Here is a 21,446-nt window from a genome sequence, read left to right as displayed (position 1 = left end):
TGGCCCGAGCCAGCACAACCAATCAGGCGTGCTATTCACAGCGACATCGGGTGAGATCGTCCGGCGGATTATGCGGAAGCGGCCGGCGCACAAGACGGGAAATCAAAACATAAAACGCAGCCAAGTAAAAGGGGTTGTTTGACGCCTGCAGCCAAGCCCGTGCAATAAATGAAGAATCAGTCAAAAATTCGCCGCCCGGACCGCCCCGGTGAGGACAGTATCAGTAGCGGGATTCACCCATTCCATTAAATTGCTTGGCTAGGTTGGTGGCGTAGTTATCAGTCATGCCGCTGATGTAATCGATCACCGCCATGATGGCGAGGTAGCGATAATTGCCTTGTTTCTGTAACACCTGGGGATGGAAGTTGTTGTCACCGATCAGCGACATCACGCGGCTGTCTTTGTAGGTCATCTGCTGGGGATCGCGGAGGAAGGCATCCACCGCACTGCAAATCGTGCTCAGCAAGGTGGCGATAGTGGCGTAGGCGCCAATCTCCAGCTCCACGCGCTTGGAATGGTTGAAGATCTTGCGTTTGGCGAGATCCTTCGCCGCCTGCACGGCTTCCATCACATTTTTATCGCACAGCGAAATTAAATCGCTCTCAACTGTACCGTTCAGAAAATCTTTCTGGTGATTGAAAAATGCCTGGGTACCGGCGTTGATAAACGCATCAATCGCCTTGCCGCGCAGGATCGCCGGTTTGCGACCGTCACTGACTTTGTTCAAGGTTTTTTCCAGCTCGGCAATTTGCGCCGGATCAATTACATTGCGCAGGATGCCGTAGATCTCATCCCAACTGATGATGCCCATCTCCAGGCCATCTTCCAGATCAATAATGCCGTAACAAAAATCGTCGGCCGCTTCCATCAAATACACCAGCGGGTGTCGGCAATACCAATCCTCACCTTTTTGAATCAGGCCAGTCTTGTGGGCGATCTCATGAAAGTAGGTTAATTCGGCCTGGAAGATGCCGTACTTGTTGTGCTTGGGGCGCTGCTGGCTAACGGTAGCCTCCGAACACCAGGGATACTTAATCGATGACGCAAGAGTGGCGTAGGTGAGCCGCATACCTTCCTGATATTGGTAATACTCGGAGGTGGTCAACACGCGCAAGCCCTGGGCATTACCCTCAAACACACGGATGTCGGTTTGCTCTCCCGGGGTGAGCGTGTCCAGGTAGAACGCGCCTTCTTTTTGAAACCAGTTGCGAATCGCTTCTTCACCGGTGTGACCAAAGGGCGGGTTGCCGATGTCGTGCGCCAGACAGCTCGCCTGCACAATATCGCCGATATCCGTCGGCACAATATGCGCCGGCAAATCACCCGCTGCTTTTAAGGCGGCACCGACACGAATCCCCAACGTGCGCCCCACGCAGGCGACTTCAAGACTGTGGGTCATACGGTTGTGGATATGATCATTAGTGGCCAGCGGATGCACCTGCGTCTTGCGCGCCAGCCGCCGAAAGGCACCGGAAAAAATAATCTTGTCGTGATCCGAATGAAACGGCGAGCGCCCCTCTTCATCCTTAACCGGCCGATGGCCAAGCCGCTCGGCGCAGAGGAGTTGGTGCCAGTTCATGGTCATAAGATGTCCTTAGGGTTTCCAGTGTTGTTGAATATCGTCTTGATCGAGCAGATAAAATACCCACTCGCGCCCCTCTTTTTTCTTGCCGAATAAATTCAGATCAACAAGACCATTTAATACGGCGGAAGCAGTGTTGTAGGAACAGCCCAGATTCTCTTTGACGTTGGTCGCGGTAAATTCGCGCTGCACCTTGCTTCTCGCTACCTGAAACACCACTTTTTGTTTATCGTTCAGTTTTTTCAGCGCGCCGGTTTTCCACAACCATTGATTGAAGGATTCGATATCGGCAATGGCTTTTTGGCAATGGTTTTTAAAAGTACTTACGGCGCGCATGATGATGGAACACTGGTAATCGATGAAATAAGTCATGTCCATCTCATCGGTTTCGGTGTACAGATACGACTTGCCGTATTGTGTCGCCGCGTCTTTCAAGAGGTTGCTGATAGAGATATAACGAAACGCACCGTACTCTTTTCTAAACATAAACCAATAAAATAATGCGCGGGCAACACGGCCGTTGCCATCCTGAAAGGGATGTTCGTAGCCAATCACAAAATGGATGACGATGGCTTTGATCAGGGGATGTAGATAGGTGTTGCTTTCGATTTCATCGTGATTACTATTGACCCAATCGCAAAATTTTTGGAAGCGCTGCTCGATGCCTTGGGCCGGGGGCGGCTGGTGGACAATATTGCCATCGCGATCTTCTACAACAACCTCATCATGGGAACGGAACACGCCCGGCAGATAATGCTCATCGTTGATGCCCTCAACGCCAACGGCATGGAATTCGCGGATTAAATCCGGGGTGATATCAGCTGCGCGGTTTTCCCAGGCAAAACGCATCATCCTGAAATTTCCCAGAATCATTTTTTCATCCATGCTGCGCGGCTCGCGTTGCCGCTTGAGCATGTCTTTGGCGACCAGCGTTGTAGTGGCCGCGCCTTCGAGCTGGCTGCTGCTAATGGCTTCGTCTTCGATAAGGTCGGCGAAGAGGTATCTTAGATGCTCAGCTTCGCCCAGTTTTCCGATAGTCCATTCCAAGGCTGCGGTTGTTGTGGATTGGTCCACCACAGTCGCTGTTTTCTGGATAGTGGGAGTCGATACAAAAGTGCATAGCTGTATAGGGTTGCCCAGAAAAAGAAGGTGCTGCCTCGTAGCTACGCGAGTGGTTTTCGTTAATGCCCATGCAAGGTCAACATTTAGTTCTTTTGGAATCCGATGGCGAAACTCATCGTAATGTAAATACCGGCCTTTAAAATCAACAGCTTCCCCAAATGCGCGATAGGCATCCATCTGCTCAGGGTGATTCTCGACAATAAAGAAATATGGTCGCTTAACCAACAGTTCCTTCGCGGGAGGCTTCTTAATCATCTCTATCTCAAAATTAACGAAATTTGAGTTGACTATAGTCCTTTCTCCCGGACATCTCAATATTCATAAAAATTGAGATAAGAAATCGGTCCTGCATTGCACCAAGCTGGCCCAGAAACCTTATCTTGGTGCACAAATGCAGCGCAAGAAATCACGCGGAAATTCTCTTAAAAACCAGCATTGTTCCAATTCCCTGCGTCATTTAACGTATTGAATTATCTATACTTTTCAAATATCAAGCCGCAAATTCCACTCGTCAAAAATCCCTTGGCACAGTTTCTGCTGAATACCATCTTGCATACAAGACGGTATTTCAATGGGGCATCCACCCCGTGCATGAGTGGCAGGAACAATAATGAGTGACCAATTGGGTTGGACCATTGGCGAGTGGCTGAGCGCCTACCGCGAACAACAATTGAAGCCGCGCGCTGTGCTGCATGCATTGCGCCAACAATTACGCGGGGATGATCCCGCCTGGATTTATATTCTTTCCACCGCAGAGTTGGATGCACAACTGGATCAACTTGATGCTGCCGGTGCCGATGCCTTGAAGCTGCCGCTATACGGTGTGCCTTTTGTGGTGAAAGACAATATTGATGTTGCCGGTATTCCCACTACCGCCGCCTGCCCAGCCTTTACTTATATTGCCAATGCCGATGCAACCAGCGTCGCCAAACTGCGTGCTGCCGGTGCCATTGTGTTGGCCAAAACCAACCTCGATCAGTTCGCTACCGGGCTTGTCGGTACACGCTCACCTTACGGTGCTGTGCCAAACACGTTTAATCCCGATTACGTGTCCGGCGGTTCCAGCTCCGGCTCGGCGGTGGCGGTAGCCTCCGGTTTATTTCCGTTCAGTCTCGGCACAGATACGGCGGGTTCCGGTCGCGTGCCCGCCGGATTCAACAATATTGTCGGCTTGAAACCCACCAAAGGTCGCTTCAGCACCCTGGGCGTGGTGCCCGCGTGTCGCAGCCTGGATTGTGTATCGATTTTTTCATTGACGGTGGATGACGCCGAGCAAGTCGCGCGCGTGATGGAGGGCTTTGATTCCGCCGATGGTTATTCACGCACCGCTCCCACACCGGCCACTTTTTTTGCAAGCAAACCGCGCTTCGGTATTCCCGCCGAACTGATGTGGTTTGGTGATAGCGAATCCGAATTCGCTTGGCATAAAACCCTCGCACAATTTATTGAACTAGGTGCTGAATTAATTCCTATCGATTTCACGCCCATGCAAACCCTGGCGCAATTACTTTACGGCGGCCCCTGGGTGGCGGAGCGTCATGCGGCCATCGCTGAATTTATGGCCGAGCATGCAGAGCAAATGAATCCCGTGGTGCGCGGTATTGTTAAACAAGCGGTGAATTTCACGGCGACAGATGCGTACAACGCTGAGTACGCCCGAGCGGATTTAGCGCGCGCGATTCAAACACAAATGGCCTCCGTGGATGCGCTGTTAGTTCCCACCGCACCGCGTCTGCCAACCATTGCCGAGGTCGACGCTGACCCGGTGATCGTCAATAGCCAATTGGGTACTTGGACCAACTTCGTCAATCTCGCGGATTGTTCTGCACTCGCCTTACCCGCCGGATTACGCAACGACGGCTTGCCCTTCGGCATCACCTTGATTGCACCGGCCTGGCAAGACGCCGCGCTGGCTGAATTTGGTCAACGCTGGGAAAAAGCCGCGCCCTGGACATTAGGGGCTACGCGCCGTGTTGCACCACCAACAGAAATAAACGCGCAAGTTCCCGCCGGTTATGTGCGGCTTGCTGTTGTCGGTGCGCACCTCACCGGCATGCCCTTGAATACGCAATTGATTGAGCGCAAAGCGCGCTTTGTCGAAAGCACGTTTACGGCAGATTGTTATCGCCTCTTCGCCTTACCCAACACCACACCGCCCAAACCCGGTTTGATTCGCACCCACGATAAAGGAGCGGAAATTATTGTGGAGCTATGGGATGTACCGACGCACCACTTCGGCAGTTTTGTTGCATTGATTCCCGCGCCTTTGGGTATCGGCACCTTGACCTTAAAAGACGGGCGCGAGGTGAAAGGTTTCATTTGCGAAGGCGCGGCGGTGGAGGGTGCAAAAGATATTACGCAGCTGGGTGGATGGCGGGCGTATATCAAGTCGTTGACGGCTTAACAAAAAACACAACTAAACACGCATCGGAGAACCAAGATGTTTCATACAGTCCTGATTGCAAACCGCGGCGAGATCGCCGTGCGTATCGCCAAAACGCTGAAAAAAATGGGCGTAAAATCGGTCGCGGTGTATTCCGATGCGGATCGCAATAGCGCGCATGTGTCTGCTTGCGATATGGCCGTGTGTCTCGGCGGGAACACCGCTGCCGAAAGTTACCTGCAAGTAGATCGCATCCTCGCCGCCGCGAAAGAAACCGGTGCGCAGGCAATCATTCCCGGCTACGGCTTTTTATCGGAAAACGCAAAATTCTGTGAACAATGCGAAGCAGCCGGCATCGCCTTTTGTGGGCCCACACCGCAACAGATTCGCGAATTCGGTTTAAAACATACTTCCCGTGAAATCGCCGAGAAAGCCGGCGTGCCATTAACACCCGGCACCGGTTTATTAGGTTCAGTTGACGAAGCCGTCAGCGCTGCCGCCACGTTGGGTTACCCCGTTATGTTGAAGAGCACCGCTGGCGGTGGTGGTATCGGTTTAACACGCTGTAATGATGAAGCCACGTTAATCGAAGCCTATGAAACGGTGAAACGCCTCGGGCAAAATTTCTTCAGCGACAGCGGTGTGTTCCTTGAACGCTTTGTCGATAACGCCCGTCACGTGGAAGTGCAAATCTTTGGTGATGGCAAAGGCAATGTGTTGGCATTAGGCGAACGCGACTGCTCGTTACAACGGCGCAACCAGAAAGTAGTAGAAGAAACACCCGCTCCCAATCTGCCCACCGCCACGCGCGAAAAATTATTGGCAGCCTCGAAGAGTTTAGGCGAAGCCGTCAACTATCGTTCTGCCGGCACGGTGGAATATATCTACGATGCCGCACGCGATGCGTTTTATTTTCTTGAAGTAAATACCCGTTTGCAGGTTGAGCACCCGATCACCGAAGCCTGCACCGGCGTTGATCTGGTGGAGTGGATGATCCTCACCGCTGCCGATGAGGCACCGAACCTTGATATTGAGATTACGCCAAAAGGTGCGGCTATCGAAGTGCGCTTTTATGCGGAAGATCCGGTGCGTGATTTCCAACCGTCACCCGGTGTGCTAACCGACGTGCATTTTTCCGAAAACGCGCGCATTGATACCTGGGTTGCCACCGGTACTGAAGTGTCGCCCTATTACGATCCGATGATCGCCAAGATTATTGTGTACGGCAGTGACCGCGCCGATGCCATTCAAAAAATGATTGCAGCTTTGAATGAAACCCGCGTGTGCGGCATCGCCACCAACCTGGATTACTTGCGTCAAATTGTCGGCTCGGACTTTTTCGGCAAAGGCGATGTAGCCACCAATAAACTTGCCAGTTTTGTTTATCGCGCACCCGTGGTTGAAGTGCTGCAACCCGGCACCTACACCAGTGTGCAGGATTATCCCGGCCGCAGCGGTTACTGGAGCATCGGTGTACCGCCGTCAGGCCCCATGGATGATTACGCTTTTCGTTTGGCCAACCGCATCGTCGGCAACCATCAAAGCGCCGCCGGTTTGGAATTCACCATCATTGGCCCCAAGTTGCGCTTCCACACCGACACGGTGATCGCCCTGACCGGCGCAAAATCCCCGGCAAAACTTGATGGTGAACTAATTCAATTCTGGTCACCCATTGCGGTAAAAGCCGGCCAGGTGCTGGAAGTCGGTAAAGCCGAAACCGGTTGCCGCGCGTATCTCGCCGTGCGCAACGGTTTTGATGTGCCGGTTTATCTCGGCAGCCGTTCAACCTTTGCGCTGGGGCAATTCGGTGGCCACGCGGGTCGTACATTGCGCGCGACTGATATGTTATCCATCAGCAACCCGAACATTGCAGCCTGCACAACACCGGCTCCGGTGTATAAGCCTGGCGCAGCGCCAGCCGGTTTAATTCCGGAATATCCGAATGAATGGGAAATCGGTGTGCTGTACGGCCCTCACGGGGCGCCGGATTTTTTCACTGACGATGCGATAGACATGTTTTTCAGCACCGCGTGGGAAGTGCACTACAACTCCAACCGGTTAGGCATTCGTTTGAATGGCCCGAAACCCACCTGGACACGCAGCGACGGCGGCGAAGCTGGTTTGCACCCCTCCAACATTCACGATACCGAATACGCGGTAGGCTCAATTAATTTTACCGGCGACATGCCAGTGATTTTGACCAAAGACGGCCCCAGCCTCGGCGGTTTTGTTTGTCCTGTGACAATTGTGAAAGCGGAACTGTGGAAAGTTGGCCAAGTAAAACCCGGCGATAAAATTCGCTTTAAACGCTTAAGTTTTGATACGGCGTTAATGCTGGAGCTGGCGACTGACCGCGCCATTGATGCGCTGGCAATACAACCGGAGATTCAACACACACCGATTACCGAACCCGAACACGATTTATCTCACTGTATCCTCGCGGCGTTACCGGAAGAAGGCAGTCGACCCGGAGTGGCTTATCGTCAAGCGGGCGATAAATATATTCTGCTGGAATATGGTCCCAACATTCTCGATTTGCGTTTGCGCTTTCGCGTGCACGCCTTGATGGAAGCCTTGAAAGCTTCACCCATTAACGGCGTGATTGAATTGTCGCCGGGCGTGCGCTCGCTGCAAATTAATTACGACAGCCGCATTATTCACCAACGCGACCTGGTCGCGGCGCTATTAAACATTGAAGCCACCTTGCCCGATGTCGACACCATGAGCGTGCCGAGCCGCGTCGTGTATTTGCCCATGGCCTTTGAAGATTCTGCCACGCTGGATGCGGTTGCGCGTTACCGCCAATCCGTGCGCGATAAAGCCCCCTGGTTGCCGAGTAACACCGAATTTATGCGGCGCATCAACGGCCTGGATAGTGTGGAGCAAGTGCGTCAGATTTTATTCGAAACCAGCTACATGGTGTTGGGCCTGGGTGATGTGTATCTCGGTGCGCCCTGCGCCGTGCCGGTCGATCCGCGTCACCGTTTATTGACTTCAAAATACAACCCTGCCCGAACCTATACCGCCGAAGGCACGGTCGGCATCGGTGGTGTTTATATGTGCATCTACGGCATGGACTCCCCCGGCGGTTATCAATTGGTGGGCCGCACGCTGCCGATCTGGAATAAATTTTTGAAGAACCCGGTATTTGAAAATGGTGAACCCTGGTTGCTGAAATTCTTTGACCGCGTGCGTTACTACGAAGTGAGTGAAGAAGAGCTCACGGCACAACGCGAAGCTTTCCGTGAGGGGCGTCTTGCTATTCGCATTGAGGAAGAAGATTTCAGTCTCGCCGAGCACGAAGAGTTTCTGGAAGAAAACGCAGAGAGCATCGCCACCTTTAAAGCCAAACAACAGGAAGCCTTCACCAAAGAAGTCGCCCTATGGCAAGCAGATGAAGCTGAGCAAGTGGATGCGGCCCTGCAAGTCAAAATCAGCAGCGGCCCTATTGAAGTCGACGGCCACGCGATTACCGCCGACATCAGCGGCAACATCTGGAAGTTATTGGTCGAACCGGGTCAGTTGGTTGAACCGGATCAGCCCTTGCTGATTGTGGAAGCCATGAAGATGGAGTTTTCCATCTACGCCGACCGCAATGCAAAAGTCAGCGCGATTCATTGCGAGCCAGGCAAGCAAGTAAACGCCGGCGATTTGTTGCTAGTTTTAGAAGAATGACCCGTAGGTCGGATTAGCGTAGCGTAATCCGACAACCAGCTCCGAATAGAAATCCATGTCGGATTACGCTGCGCTAATCCGACCTACGCAAATATTTCGCGACGTCGATAGAGATATGAAATTGATCAAGAACGACAAAACACCCAGCGAACCACGGCAAAATTTGACGGAGCGAATTTATCAGCAAATTAAACAGGATATTTTTAACTTTCGCCTGTTGCCGGGTGATCGTTTCAGCGAGAACGAGATGGCTGAGCGTATGACGGCCAGCCGTACCCCCGTACGGGAAGCCTTGACGCGTTTGCAACGCGAAGGCTTTGTTGAAGTGTCGTTTCGCAGCGGCTGGCAAGTAAAGCCGTTTGATTTTCGCCAGTTCGAGCAGCTGTACGACGTGCGCATTGTGTTGGAGATGGCAGCAGTCAAGCGTTTATGTGAGATGGAACCAGCACCGAATCTGGAAGATTTAAAGCGCATCTGGTTAGTGGCGCCGGAGGATCGGTTGGAAGATGGTCCTTCCGTGTGTGCATTGGATGAACGTTTTCATGAACAGTTGGTAGAAGCCACCGGCAATCTGGAGATGGCAAGAATCCATCACGACTTGACCGAGCGGTTGCGCATTGTACGACGCATTGATTTCACCAAACGTTTTCGCATTGAAGCGACTTACGAAGAACACGCCAAAATTTTACGCACGATCATTGAGCGGCGCAGTGAAGATGTGCAGTTGTTGTTGAAGACCCATATTGAAGCGAGCAAGGCGGAAGTCAGGAGAATTACCTTGCATATGCTTTATGAGGCGCAACAGCAGACGCCTGATGTGTAATAAATTATTAAATTTGTCCGTTAACAAGCAGTCGTCAATAAAAACGTCAGTGGTGTGAAAGTTCACGAGGAAATTTCAACGCTGATCTAACAAAGACACAAGCACCAACAAGGAGTCACCCTGCGTTCCCAGACGCTTATGGTTGTTTTTAACCCACAACAGACACAACGGAGTTTGACCCATGAAACTGAAAAAAATAGTGAAGCACGTCGGGGCACTAGGTATTGCCTGCGGCATGGCGGTAACCGCGCTGACAGCGCAAGCAGCGGACACCATCAAAGTCGGTGTATTGCATTCCTTGTCTGGCACCATGGCGATTTCAGAAACCACACTGAAAGACACCATGCTGATGCTGATTGAAGAGCAGAACAAAAAAGGCGGTTTGCTCGGCAAAAAGCTGGAAGCCGTAGTCGTTGACCCCGCATCCAACTGGCCGTTGTTCGCTGAGAAAACCCGCGAGTTACTGGAGAAAGAAAAAGTCGACGCGATCTTCGGTTGCTGGACATCCGTATCACGCAAATCGGTATTACCCGTGGTAGAAGAACTGAACGGCATTTTGTTCTACCCGGTGCAATATGAGGGTGAAGAGTCCTCGCGTAACGTGTTCTACACCGGCGCTGCACCAAACCAGCAAGCCATTCCTGCCGTTGATTATTTGATGAATGACATTGAAGTCAAACGTTGGGTATTGGCCGGTACCGATTATGTTTACCCACGTACCACCAACAAAATTCTGGAAGCCTATTTGAAATCCAAAGGCGTGAAAGATGAAGACATCATGATCAACTACACGCCTTTCGGTCACTCCGATTGGCAGAACATTGTTGCCGACATCAAGCGCTTCGGTTCAGCCGGCAAGAAAACCGCTGTGGTATCCACCATCAACGGCGACGCTAACGTACCTTTCTACCGCGAACTGGGTAACCAGAAAATTTCCGCCGAAGATATTCCTGTGGTCGCTTTCTCGGTCGGTGAAGAAGAGCTATCCGGTATCGATACCAAACCACTGGTTGGCCACCTCGCTGCCTGGAACTACTTCATGAGCGTGGAAAATGACGCGAACGATGTGTTCATCAAGCAATGGAAAAGCTTCATTAAAAATCCGAAACGCGTGACCAACGATCCGATGGAAGCACATTACATCGGTTTCAATATGTGGGTGAAAGCGGTTGAGAAAGCCAAGTCTACCGACACCGACAAAGTGATCGACGCGATTGTCGGCGTTGAAGTGCCCAACCTGACCGGCGGTACCAGCAAGATGTTGCCCAACCACCACATCACCAAGCCGGTGCTGATCGGAGAAATCCAGGAAGACGGTCAGTTCCTCACTGTCTGGGAAACCGAAGGTCTGGTTCCCGGCGATGCCTGGTCTGACTACCTCGACGGCAGCAAAGACTTAACCTCTGACTGGGTTAAATTGAAGTGCGGTAACTACAACACCAAAACCAAAAAATGTTTGGGTGCTGCAGTGCAATAAGTTCGCGTCATCATGGGTCATGGGTGTTATTGCCGTTGCAGGGATAACACCCAACCCGATCATTCTTTTGCAGGGTAAATCGCACCAGGATTTGCTCTGCAAAAAACGCATAAAAAATCCGGCCGTTAATAAAGGCCTGAAGCCAGAATTATTCAAAGCCAAAATTTTTTACAGAGAGACGCGTTATGCCTAACCTACAGTGGCTGTTGAAAAGTTTGCTTGGTCTATGCCTGCTGACAAGCCTGGCTCACAGTGCCATGGCGCAGACTGACGCTGAACCCGGCGAATCGACACCCGCCGCGACGACTGAATTTGAAACCCTGGTGCAGGCGTTGTCCAAAGGAAGCTTATCCAAACGTGGCCAAGCCATCAAAGCGCTGGCAACGGTGAATGATGAGCGTGTGCCGTCCATCATTGAAGCACTGCAACAAGGCAATTTATATGCAGACAGGGACAACCCACCCACAGTCGCCATTGATACCGGCAAGGATAAATTTATCGATGCACTGTCAGGCGAGGCACTCGCCGCTGACACAGCTGAAAAACTAAAACGTATTCCCATCAACAATCGCATGCGCGGTCAATTACGCACCTTGCTGGCCGCGATAAATATCAACCACGCGCAGCCTGATAGGCGACTCAATGCGGTTAAACAATTGATGAGCGATGGTGTTGATGACGAGAGTATTGAGTTATTGAAAACCCGCCAATCCACCGAACCCAATACCAAGGTGCGTGATGCTATCACTATCGCCATTGCGCTGTTTAATGTTGAAAGCGAAGATCCCGCCGCACGGCTGGATGCCATTGCGCTATTCAGTGGTTCCCTGGAACCTGAAGTGCGTACCAAACTCACCGCGCTCGCCGCTAATGACGACAACAAAGACGTACGCAACAAAGCGCAGCAAGCGCTTAACGCCATTGAAGATCGCATTGCGGTCTACCGTTTCGGCGAGAATGTTTTCTTTGGTTTAAGCCTGGGTTCGGTGTTGTTGTTATCAGCGATTGGCCTGGCTATCACCTTCGGCGTGATGGGCGTTATCAATATGGCCCATGGCGAGCTGATGATGATCGGCGCTTACACGACCTGGGTCGTGCAACAAATTTTTCCCAACCAAATTACCTACAGTTTATTAATCGCCGTTCCGGCTGCGTTTGTGGTAGCTGGCCTGGTGGGCATTGCCATTGAGCGCGGTGTCATTCGCTTTTTATATGGCCGTCCACTGGAAACCCTGCTCGCGACCTTTGGTATCAGTTTGATCTTGCAACAAGCCGCCCGTAGCATTTTCTCGCCGTTGAATCGCGCCGTGAGCCTGCCGGACTGGATGAGTGGCTCGATGGAAATCAATCCGGTGTTATCGATCACCTATAACCGGTTTTATATTTTGATCTTCGGCCTCGTGGTGTTTTTTGTGTTGATGATGATCCTCAAAAAAACCTCCCTTGGTTTAAAAGTCCGCGCGGTTTCGCAGAATCGCTCTATGGCACGCGCGGTGGGTGTACGCGCCAATTGGGTCGATGCCTTGACCTTCGGTCTGGGCTCCGGCATTGCGGGCATCGCTGGCGTTGCCTTATCGCAACTGACCAACGTCGGTCCCAACCTGGGTCAGGCTTATATCATCGACTCCTTTATGGTGGTGGTGTTCGGCGGCGTGGGAAATTTGTGGGGCACGCTGGTCGGCGCTATGGGGCTCGGCATTATCAATAAATTTTTGGAGCCTTACGCCGGTGCGGTGTTAGCCAAAGTGTTGGTGCTGGTATTACTCATTCTGTTTATTCAGAAAAAACCCAAGGGGCTGTTCCCGCAAAAAGGTCGCGCAGCGGCAGATTAACTGCTTCTGTTGACAATACCGAACCGACAAAACGCTTATCAAAATTGAGAACGGATTTATGTTGACTCAACGTTTATTACTCAGCGATCGCGGCGGCATGATTGTGTTGGGGCTGATTGCGCTGACCGCCACGATTGTGCCGATCCTGAACCTGGCGGTGCCGCAAGACTCGGTATTCCATGTATCCACTTACACCGTCACCCTGCTCGGTAAATTTCTCTGTTACGCGCTACTGGCCTTGTCAGTAGATTTGATCTGGGGTTACGCCGGTATCCTGTCGCTGGGCCACGGTGCGTTCTTTGCCTTGGGCGGCTATGCCATGGGCATGTATTTGATGCGGCAAATTGGTGACCGGGGCCAATATGGCAACCCGGAACTGCCGGACTTTATGGTGTTTTTAAATTGGGATGGGCTGCCCTGGTATTGGCAAGGCTTCGATATGTTCTGGTTCGCCATGCTGATGGTACTGGTCGTTCCAGGGTTACTTGCTTTGGTATTCGGTTGGCTCGCATTTCGCTCCCGCGTGACCGGTGTATATTTTGCGATTATTACGCAAGCACTCACTTATGCGTTGATGCTCGCCTTTTTTCGCAACGAGATGGGTTTTGGCGGAAACAACGGCTTGACTGACTTTAAAGATATCCTCGGTTTTTCCATCACCGCCAGCGGTACACGGGTGAGCTTATTTGTGATGTCTGCGTTGATGTTGATCCTCGCTTACCTTGCCTGCCGTTACATTGTGACCTCGCGCATGGGGCGCATTATCGTATCGATTCGCGATGCCGAAAGCCGCACACGTTTTTGTGGTTACAAGGTGGAATCTTACAAGCTCTGGTTATTTGTATTTTCGTCGATGCTGGCCGGTATTGCCGGTGCACTTTATGTTCCGCAAGTCGGCATCATCAATCCCGGTGAGTTTTCGCCATTGAATTCTATTGAGTTGGTGGTATGGGTAGCGACTGGCGGGCGCGGCACCTTGTTCGGCGCGATTGTCGGTGCCTTTGCTGTCAATTATGGCAAAACCATTTTTACCTCCTGGTCACCGGAAGCCTGGCTATTTGTGTTGGGTTCCTTGTTTGTGTTGGTCACGCTGGTGTTGCCCAAAGGTTTGGTCGGTTTGGTTGCACGATTTAAACGCACCGACAAGACACCGCCTAATGACACACCTGAAGACACACCCAACCCACCGACACTCAAACCGGCGGAGGAGACGCACTGATGAATATTTTTAACCAGGCGCGCCGCACCCTCGGACAAAGCGACCCCAACTTCGGCGCACCGCTGGATACTACCCACGGTCCGATTTTATATGTGGAAGGTATTACCGTCAGCTTCGATGGCTTTCGCGCGCTGAACAATCTCAATCTGTATGTTGATGAAGGCGAGCTGCGTTGCATCATCGGCCCGAACGGCGCCGGCAAAACCACGATGATGGATGTGATTACCGGTAAAACCAAGCCGGACAGCGGCAGCGTTTATTTTGGCCAGCAAATCAATTTACTCGAACTATCCGAACACCAGATTGCGCGCGGCGGTATTGGGCGAAAATTTCAAAAACCAACCATCTTTGAAGCGCTGACGGTTTATGAAAATCTCGAACTCGCCACCGCTGCAGATAAACGTGTGTGGTGGACATTAACCCAATCGCTTAACAGCAATCAGCGCTATCGCATTGATGAAGTGTTGGTACAAATTGGTCTGGCGGATCTTCGCCATCACAATGCCGGTGCCTTATCCCACGGTCAAAAACAGTGGCTCGAAATCGGTATGTTGTTGATGCAAAACCCGCGCGTGTTATTGGTAGATGAACCTGTGGCCGGTATGACCGGGGAGGAAACGGAAAAAACCGCCGAATTGCTAGTGTCGCTCGCCGGTGACCATTCGGTGATTGTGGTGGAACACGATATGAAATTTGTGCGTTCCATTGCGCGCAAGGTAACCGTGTTGCACCAGGGTTCGGTGTTGACTGAGGGCACCATGGACCAGGTGCAAAATGACCCCAAAGTGATTGAAGTGTATTTAGGGGAGTAAGGTAGGTCGAATTAGAGGCGCAGCCTCGTAATCCGACAAGTATTTGAAAAAAATATCAAGCAAGTGGAGAACGCCGTGCTGCACATCCAACACATTAATCAATACTACGGCCAAAGCCACATCCTGTGGGATTTGTCGCTCAACCTGAAGCAAGGCACCTGCGGCTGCCTGATCGGACGCAACGGCGTAGGTAAAACCACTCTATTGAAATGCATCACCGGTTTATTACCCGTGCGCGATGGCCAACTGCAATTCAACGACCAGGACATCAGCAAACTCTCCACCGAAGCGCGCGCCCGTGCCGGTATCGGCTATGTGCCTCAAGGGCGGGAAATTTTTCCGCTCTTAACCGTGGAAGAAAACCTGAAGATTTCCCTCGGCGCCCGCAAAGATAAAGCGCGCTTTATTCCCACACACATTTACGAATTATTTCCCGTACTCAAGGAAATGAAATACCGGCGCGGCGGCGATCTGTCCGGCGGCCAGCAACAGCAGTTGGCGATTGGGCGCGCATTGGTTCTTGATCCAAAATTATTGATCCTCGACGAACCCACCGAAGGCATTCAACCGAATATCGTGCGCGATATCGGTGATGTTATCCGCCGCCTGAATCGTGAGTTGAATTTGACAGTGCTATTGGTTGAACAGAAATTGCCCTTCGCGCGCCGCGTCGCCGATGATTTTTTTATTATGGAAAAAGGCAGCGTGGTGGCAACCGGACCAATCGCCGACTTAAATGAAGGATTGGTGCAGCAGTATTTAAGTGTGTAGCGGTGTATTTAAAATAACTCTGAAAATTTATGCACCAATAGCGGTTTTAATGCAAAGGCAATGAGCTTACCGGCCTGTTCAAGGTAGGCTTTTTGCTCTGCATCCCAGACCATAACCTCACCCACTTGCTCACAGCAAAACACACCCACCAATTGGCCGTTAAAGACGATGCCGATATCGAGCAATGAATAAATGTCGTTAGGCAGAAAGTAACGCTCATTGAAACACTGCGTAGCAGGATGCTCCCGCGCGTTGGGTGCATCTATACAACCCGCTTGCCGCATAGCGGCAAAGTACGGCTGGAAAGTTTCTTCGTATAACCGGACACCCGCCGTGTGGGTGTTTTTATCACGATCATAGAGATCAACCGCTTCAATCTCATTCAATAACAAATCGGAAAACAACCATAAACTGGCACGACTACAACCGATTTCGTCAGTCAATATTTCAGTAAGCGATTGATAGAAGGCACGATCATCAATGTGACGATCTTTATAGCTTTTAATCAGTAATAACAGCGATTTTTGTTCGAGCATAACTGCTCCTGACATTCTTCAGTGAGAAGCTGTAAATTTTGTTATATCCGCACGATGGGTCACCATCTGTTATGTAAGTATGCGTCAGTTTTCCGCTTTAGCCAGCGACTTATCTCACACCTCGACCTTCTGCCAGCGCTTGTCGCATACCACCAAAACGTTTGCGGTAGGCCGAGGGTGTGATGCCGACTTGCCGACGAAATAAACGGCTGAAAAAACCCGCATCTTCATAACCCACTTCATTGGCCACCGCTTCAACAGGCAAATCGCTGGCTTCCAACATTTGCTTTGCCTCTTCCAAACGCAAGGTGTGAACATACTCCAAAGGTGCCATGCCGGTAGCCTGCTGGAAACGTCGCTTAAAAGAACGCTCCGCCAAACCGCTGCGTTGTGCCATGCGAGCGACAGGCCCCGGCTGTTGATAATTTTGCGCGATCCACACCTGGCAATCGGCAATGACGGCGTCACCCGCCTGGCATGAACGCGCAAGATTGGCGAAGGGTTGTTGCCCCACGCTGTGCCAGTCAATCAAATGAATACGCGCTACCCGCATGGCTTCTTCAACCCCACATAATCGCGCTGTCAGCAATAACGCAAGATCAAGCCAACTGGTACCACCACCCGCCATGATCAAACGTTGTTCCCGCCCGGACGCCACCAACGCGCGCTCCGGATATAAATGAATGGCGGGATAGCGTTCGCGTACATAATCGCAATAACCCCAATGGGTTGTGGCTTCGTAACCGTCCAACAGTCCCGCCTCTGCCAACAATAAAGCGCCCGAACAGGCCGTCGCAATAATGCTGCCCTGGTTATACAGGGTGCGCAGATAATGCAGTTCCGGTTCAAACCGGCCGGCCAACTCCGCGCCGGGCGGCACAAAGGCATCGGGCACGCACACAACATCCGGTTGCGGGAAATCGTCGGCATGGCATTGCGGATCGAGCGCAATGCCGTTAGCGGTGATAAAACTCCCATCGCGCGCGCCGACGATGACTGGCTGGATCAACGATTCCCCCGGCGCTCCCGATGTCAGAAAACCCCAATCGCGGCCCACACTCATAAACAAATCATACATGCCGTAAATCGTTGATACCGTCGCATCAGGAAAGGCGAGGATAGCAATGCGAATCTGTCTGACGGGTTCGTTCATGGCAGAAATGTCCGGTTTGTTGCGTAAACGGCTTTATTGTCGTTACGGGTTTGGCAGTAGATTACTAACATCAATAGCGCCGACCAACTGATATGTATGCGGTAGCGTTATTGTCGGCTTTGGCTCTTCGGAGCCAGGGATAACCTGATCAAGATGGAGCATAAAAATGCCTACTCCCCTCGACCTTTTACGTGATCCGATATCGATCACGGTTTTCATACTTTACGCCCTTTTAATCGTGGTGGAAGCGCTTTTTCCAGCACGCCGATTACCACACAGTCCCTGGTGGCGTGTGCGCGGTTTGAGCGCGTTTATGGTGTTCTTTTTTATCTCTTCTTATTTGCCCCTGGTGTGGGGCGAAACCATTGTCCAATGGCAAGTGTTCGACTTGACCTGGCTGGGCACATGGGCGGGCGCATTGGTGGGACTGCTGGTTTATGAAGCGGGCGTTTACGCCTGGCACCGGGCCATGCACCAGCATAATTTTTTATGGAAATATTTTCATCAGATGCACCACAGCGCCGAGCGACTCGATACTTACGGTGCGCTCTGGTTCAGCCCGTTGGACATGTTGGGCTGGACTGTTCTGAACAGTTTGTGCCTGACCGTGATTATCGGTATTACACCGGAAGCGACTGTTATGGTGCTTTATATCACGATGTTTCTCTCGGTTTTCCAACACAGCAACCTGCGCACACCGCGTTGGCTTGGTTACATTGTGCAACGCCCGGAAAGCCATTCGTATCACCACGGGCGCGGCATTCACTCGCACAATTATTCCGACCTGCCGATGTTTGATTTGCTGTTCAACACCTTTGTGAACCCGAAGGAATTTATTGCCGAAAACGGCTTTTATGACGGCGCATCACTGAGGCTCGGCGACCTGTTACTTGGGCGGGATGTCACCAAGCCCAAAGAACCCACGGCCAACCAATTAATCACTGAATAATCTGTGCAGCCCATTAAGGAAAAAATCATGGCACGTTACCGACACAACTTACCGCAGTTCAATAACACCTTATTGGTATGCGACGGCGGAATGGAAACCACATTTATTTTTCACGAAGGTATCGAATTGCCCGCCTTTGCCTCGTTTACATTATTGAATAACGAGAGCGGAATAACCTCGCTGAAAAATTACTACGCACGCTATGCCGACATTGCGCGTCAACATAATACCGGCTTGATTATTGAAACCGCTACCTGGCGAGCTAACGCGGATTGGGGCGCGCACCTGGGTTACAACAACACTGAGCTTGAAGAAATTAACCGTCAGGCAATTCACCTGCTGAAAACATTGCGCGATGAATGGCAAGCCGATATTCAACCGATTGTCATTGGTGGTGTAATCGGCCCACGCGGCGATGGTTATGTCGCGGACAAGCGCATGACGATCAGCGAAGCGGCTAATTATCACAACGCACAAATGCGTACCTTTGCCAAAAGCGATGCGGATATTGTTACGGCCTATACCTTGAACTACGTTGAAGAAGCCATCGGCATTACACTGGCCGCCAAGATTCACGGTATGCCTGTTGCAATTTCGTTTACGGTTGAAACCGATGGCGCCTTGCCATCAGGGCAGCCGTTGCGCGAAGCCATCGACACTGTAGATCGAGAGACAGGCGGCTATCCTGTTTATTATCAAATCAATTGCGCTCATCCCACGCACTTCGAAAATATTCTCAACGACGAAGGCCCCTGGCTTGATCGCATCCGCGGCCTGCGCGCCAATGCCTCGCGCAAAAGTCACGCGGAGCTCGACGCATGCACAGAGCTGGATGATGGCAACCCGCAGGAATTGGGACAGAGTTATAAAGCCATGACCAGACAGCTGCGCAAGCTATCGATTATTGGCGGCTGCTGCGGAACAGATCATCGGCATGTGAAGGCGATGTGTGAGGCGGTGGTGGGGTAACGAAAAAAATCAGCGGGCATGATGCCCGCTGATTAATATCGTGACAACCATCGGCGATGAATTACTCAACTGCTGGAAATGACCACAAGCTGGTTTCGTCGCCATATTGATAACCAGTCGCAATCATCAATACTCGTGTTCCATCGCCAGAGATCTTTAAACCTCTACCACTCATGAGCAACGACATGGAGTCTATGGAGTAACTTTGCAATAACTCTCCCTCCAGATCATAAGCGTTGGTTCCACCGTAAAGAATATTGTTATCAGCAATCTCGACGTTACTGCGATCAGTAGTACCTGGCCCATCAGATAATCGCGTGATACCAAACAAAGTATCAAACTCAAAGAGATCATACGACGATCCGGTGGCATAAATGAGATCCCCCGCTGCATTCACGGCGAAATCATTTCCGTAAGATATGCCATATTCCGAACTGTGTGTACGCCAGACTACCAGTTCATTTTTATTGTGGCTGTAACTGAGCGACCATCGATGTAATGCTGAGCCGGACAAGCCCAAATCTGCGCCAAAGAGGGTAAGCTGATCACCGCTAGCCTCTAAAGCACCGTAATAAAACAGCGGTTGAAAATCATTTTTTTCTGCCAATACCTGAGCCGTTTCTGGATCAACAATTGAATACCCATCCTGGATAACAAGCAGCGGCTTGCCATTAGGGTGGATCTCAGTAATGCGCGAAGGATTACCAAAGTTCGCCGGATAAGAGAAATAAGTCCAGGTGTTTTCAAACAGGTCAAGCATGTATATTTGCCCTTCAGTCGTGTGCGCATAAAGGGTTTCGCCGTTGGAGCTCACTGTCATGCCGGAAAAGGAATAGCCTTCCACAACAGGAAAAGGAGAATCAACCGCGCCTGTATGCACATTGACACGACGGATGGTGCCTGTTTCGTCAAGGATATAAAGGTACGGGCGCAGCGGATCAACAGCAGTCACAACCCCAGCGCCGTAATAATCATTCCTGTCATTAATCTGTAAAAGTTTACCTTCAGCCGATGCGTCGCTGCTTTTGAATAAACCCACATTGATTTTTTCAGTCGATACGATTCCTTCAATTGTTGAAGAAATATTGACCTCGGCAAAATGAATTCCATCCTCAAGTTCACTCGGGTCCGCAGAAATACTAATAATATTCCCGTCAATGCTATCGATAGATAACCAATCGTCGGAAGGCTCTACCTGCCAATCGGGAGCAGAAAACCTGGCAGGATCAACCATCGTTATGCTACCGGTCAGGCGGCTTGTATTCGCGGTGGCAGCAAGGGCAACAGCTTGACGCTGTGCATAAACATGCCGAGCTTCAATATTCAAGGTTACAGAAACACTGGCTTCTGTTTGGTTATCTGCAACAACCGTGATTTCTGCGGTATAGGTTCCAGCAGGTAAAGCGTTCGAATCCACGGCAACATTGACTATGCTGCTACCCGTTCCTGATGCAGGAGAAAAACTCAACCAGTCAACATTGGATTCAATACTCCATCCCAGTTGTTGACCTATACTGCTGACCTCAATCGACGTGTCTGCAAAATTTTCCGCCGGGATTAATTGATTAAGATAAATTTCTTCACGATCAACCGAAATTTTATCCTGAACGGTCAGTGCAACAGAGAGATCTTTGTAAACAATATTCTCACCATCTTCAGAGCCTGTGAGAAAGCGGAGCGTAGTCCTGTGAGTGCCAAGCGCCAATCCGTAAGCATTGGCGCTCAATGAAAACCTTGCTTTTCCTGACCCGGTAGGAACCCCATCGGAAATGCTTAACCAGGGTGGCAGAATCGCCCCCGGTAAAGTACCGACAATCACGCCATCTCCTTTATAAGTGACATCAATATCCTGGGTGGCATATTCCCATTGCTCATAGGCGGCCGAAAGTTCCACGGAGGATTTGCTAAGGGATATGGAATACTTCCCGGATTGGCCACCACCACCGCCAGAATTTCCACCTCCACCTCCGCCACCGCAGGCGGTAAGTAAGACAATCAACATCACACTGAGTAAACGTCCTGACATCATTATTATGTGCTCCTAAAATCTCGACAAAGAAAATTGCGCCATCTTAACGACATCCCTGATTTATATGCAAGCGAGAGCCTGGCTTGTCCGCGACCGTTCGTCTTATAACCATTT

At 51.1% G+C, this 21,446-nt stretch carries 15 protein-coding genes; 10 read left to right on the top strand and 5 right to left on the bottom strand.

What is annotated here, in order from left to right; genetic code table 11:
* Positions 1–220: 220 nt before the first annotated feature.
* Positions 221–1,585 (bottom strand): deoxyguanosinetriphosphate triphosphohydrolase, encoded by a 1,365-nt coding sequence (locus tag CBR65_RS18240; protein ID WP_198300796.1) that lies wholly within the window; start codon positions 1,583–1,585, stop codon positions 221–223.
* Positions 1,586–1,594: 9 nt separating this feature from the next.
* A complete protein-coding gene (locus CBR65_RS18235) occupies positions 1,595–2,959 on the bottom strand; it encodes a Fic family protein (protein ID WP_087468174.1) in 1,365 nt (454 codons plus the stop codon).
* Positions 2,960–3,314: 355 nt separating this feature from the next.
* On the opposite strand from CBR65_RS18235, the gene atzF reads away from it, so the two are divergent.
* From atzF to urtE, 8 genes are all read left to right on the top strand, one after another.
* Positions 3,315–5,108, top strand: a complete 1,794-nt coding sequence (atzF, locus tag CBR65_RS18230) for an allophanate hydrolase (protein WP_087468173.1) — start codon at positions 3,315–3,317, stop codon at positions 5,106–5,108.
* A 36-nt stretch (positions 5,109–5,144) separates the two neighbouring features.
* The gene (gene uca, locus CBR65_RS18225; protein ID WP_087468172.1) at positions 5,145–8,762 is read left to right on the top strand and encodes an urea carboxylase; all 3,618 of its coding nucleotides are present in this window, start codon (positions 5,145–5,147) and stop codon (positions 8,760–8,762) included.
* A gap of 115 nt (positions 8,763–8,877) precedes the next feature.
* Entirely contained in the window at positions 8,878–9,585 is a 708-nt protein-coding gene (locus tag CBR65_RS18220) for a GntR family transcriptional regulator (protein WP_087468171.1), read from the top strand.
* Positions 9,586–9,766: 181 nt separating this feature from the next.
* Complete coding sequence (gene urtA, locus CBR65_RS18215) at positions 9,767–11,062, top strand: urea ABC transporter substrate-binding protein (protein WP_087468170.1); 1,296 nt, start codon at positions 9,767–9,769, stop codon at positions 11,060–11,062.
* 185 nt (positions 11,063–11,247) lie between these two features.
* Positions 11,248–12,894: an urea ABC transporter permease subunit UrtB gene (gene urtB / locus CBR65_RS18210; protein ID WP_198300795.1), complete on the top strand. Its 1,647-nt coding sequence runs from the start codon at positions 11,248–11,250 to the stop codon at positions 12,892–12,894.
* Positions 12,895–12,952: 58 nt separating this feature from the next.
* Positions 12,953–14,113 (top strand): urea ABC transporter permease subunit UrtC, encoded by a 1,161-nt coding sequence (gene urtC, locus CBR65_RS18205; protein WP_087468169.1) that lies wholly within the window; start codon positions 12,953–12,955, stop codon positions 14,111–14,113.
* Positions 14,113–14,925 (top strand): urea ABC transporter ATP-binding protein UrtD, encoded by an 813-nt coding sequence (gene urtD, locus CBR65_RS18200; RefSeq protein ID WP_087468168.1) that lies wholly within the window; start codon positions 14,113–14,115, stop codon positions 14,923–14,925. The genes urtC and urtD overlap by 1 nt, the downstream gene beginning before the upstream one ends.
* Positions 14,926–15,000: 75 nt before the next feature.
* Positions 15,001–15,696, top strand: a complete 696-nt coding sequence (urtE, locus tag CBR65_RS18195) for an urea ABC transporter ATP-binding subunit UrtE (protein WP_087468167.1) — start codon at positions 15,001–15,003, stop codon at positions 15,694–15,696.
* Between the two features lie 8 nt (positions 15,697–15,704).
* On the opposite strand, the gene CBR65_RS18190 is transcribed toward urtE, so the two are convergent.
* A complete protein-coding gene (locus tag CBR65_RS18190) occupies positions 15,705–16,232 on the bottom strand; it encodes a GAF domain-containing protein (RefSeq protein WP_157672144.1) in 528 nt (175 codons plus the stop codon).
* Positions 16,233–16,341: 109 nt separating this feature from the next.
* Complete coding sequence (locus CBR65_RS18185; RefSeq protein WP_087468165.1) at positions 16,342–17,385, bottom strand: GlxA family transcriptional regulator; 1,044 nt, start codon at positions 17,383–17,385, stop codon at positions 16,342–16,344.
* 166 nt (positions 17,386–17,551) lie between these two features.
* On the opposite strand from CBR65_RS18185, the gene CBR65_RS18180 reads away from it, so the two are divergent.
* A complete protein-coding gene (locus CBR65_RS18180; protein WP_087468164.1) occupies positions 17,552–18,334 on the top strand; it encodes a sterol desaturase family protein in 783 nt (260 codons plus the stop codon).
* A 27-nt stretch (positions 18,335–18,361) separates the two neighbouring features.
* Entirely contained in the window at positions 18,362–19,303 is a 942-nt protein-coding gene (locus tag CBR65_RS18175) for a homocysteine S-methyltransferase family protein (RefSeq protein ID WP_087468163.1), read from the top strand.
* 61 nt (positions 19,304–19,364) lie between these two features.
* On the opposite strand, the gene CBR65_RS18170 is transcribed toward CBR65_RS18175, so the two are convergent.
* Positions 19,365–21,332: a BACON domain-containing protein gene (locus CBR65_RS18170; protein WP_087468162.1), complete on the bottom strand. Its 1,968-nt coding sequence runs from the start codon at positions 21,330–21,332 to the stop codon at positions 19,365–19,367.
* Positions 21,333–21,446: the final 114 nt, after the last annotated feature.

It is taken from the genome of Cellvibrio sp. PSBB006 (assembly GCF_002162135.1).
In the GTDB taxonomy this organism is placed as follows: domain Bacteria; phylum Pseudomonadota; class Gammaproteobacteria; order Pseudomonadales; family Cellvibrionaceae; genus Cellvibrio.
The sequence above is the reverse complement of the archived record's forward strand: the minus strand, read 5'-3'. Positions and strand labels throughout refer to the sequence as shown.

What these genes read in the sequence shown, in the direction of transcription:
- CBR65_RS18240 (WP_198300796.1), bottom strand. Translation starts at nt 1,585, where the DNA reads ATGACCATGAACTGGCACCAACTCCTCTGCGCCGAGCGGCTTGGCCAT.
- CBR65_RS18235 (WP_087468174.1), bottom strand. Translation starts at nt 2,959, where the DNA reads ATGATTAAGAAGCCTCCCGCGAAGGAACTGTTGGTTAAGCGACCATAT.
- atzF (WP_087468173.1), top strand. Translation starts at nt 3,315, where the DNA reads ATGAGTGACCAATTGGGTTGGACCATTGGCGAGTGGCTGAGCGCCTAC.
- uca (WP_087468172.1), top strand. Translation starts at nt 5,145, where the DNA reads ATGTTTCATACAGTCCTGATTGCAAACCGCGGCGAGATCGCCGTGCGT.
- CBR65_RS18220 (WP_087468171.1), top strand. Translation starts at nt 8,878, where the DNA reads ATGAAATTGATCAAGAACGACAAAACACCCAGCGAACCACGGCAAAAT.
- urtA (WP_087468170.1), top strand. Translation starts at nt 9,767, where the DNA reads ATGAAACTGAAAAAAATAGTGAAGCACGTCGGGGCACTAGGTATTGCC.
- urtB (WP_198300795.1), top strand. Translation starts at nt 11,248, where the DNA reads ATGCCTAACCTACAGTGGCTGTTGAAAAGTTTGCTTGGTCTATGCCTG.
- urtC (WP_087468169.1), top strand. Translation starts at nt 12,953, where the DNA reads ATGTTGACTCAACGTTTATTACTCAGCGATCGCGGCGGCATGATTGTG.
- urtD (WP_087468168.1), top strand. Translation starts at nt 14,113, where the DNA reads ATGAATATTTTTAACCAGGCGCGCCGCACCCTCGGACAAAGCGACCCC.
- CBR65_RS18190 (WP_157672144.1), bottom strand. Translation starts at nt 16,232, where the DNA reads ATGCTCGAACAAAAATCGCTGTTATTACTGATTAAAAGCTATAAAGAT.
- CBR65_RS18185 (WP_087468165.1), bottom strand. Translation starts at nt 17,385, where the DNA reads ATGAACGAACCCGTCAGACAGATTCGCATTGCTATCCTCGCCTTTCCT.
- CBR65_RS18180 (WP_087468164.1), top strand. Translation starts at nt 17,552, where the DNA reads ATGCCTACTCCCCTCGACCTTTTACGTGATCCGATATCGATCACGGTT.
- CBR65_RS18175 (WP_087468163.1), top strand. Translation starts at nt 18,362, where the DNA reads ATGGCACGTTACCGACACAACTTACCGCAGTTCAATAACACCTTATTG.
- CBR65_RS18170 (WP_087468162.1), bottom strand. Translation starts at nt 21,332, where the DNA reads ATGATGTCAGGACGTTTACTCAGTGTGATGTTGATTGTCTTACTTACC.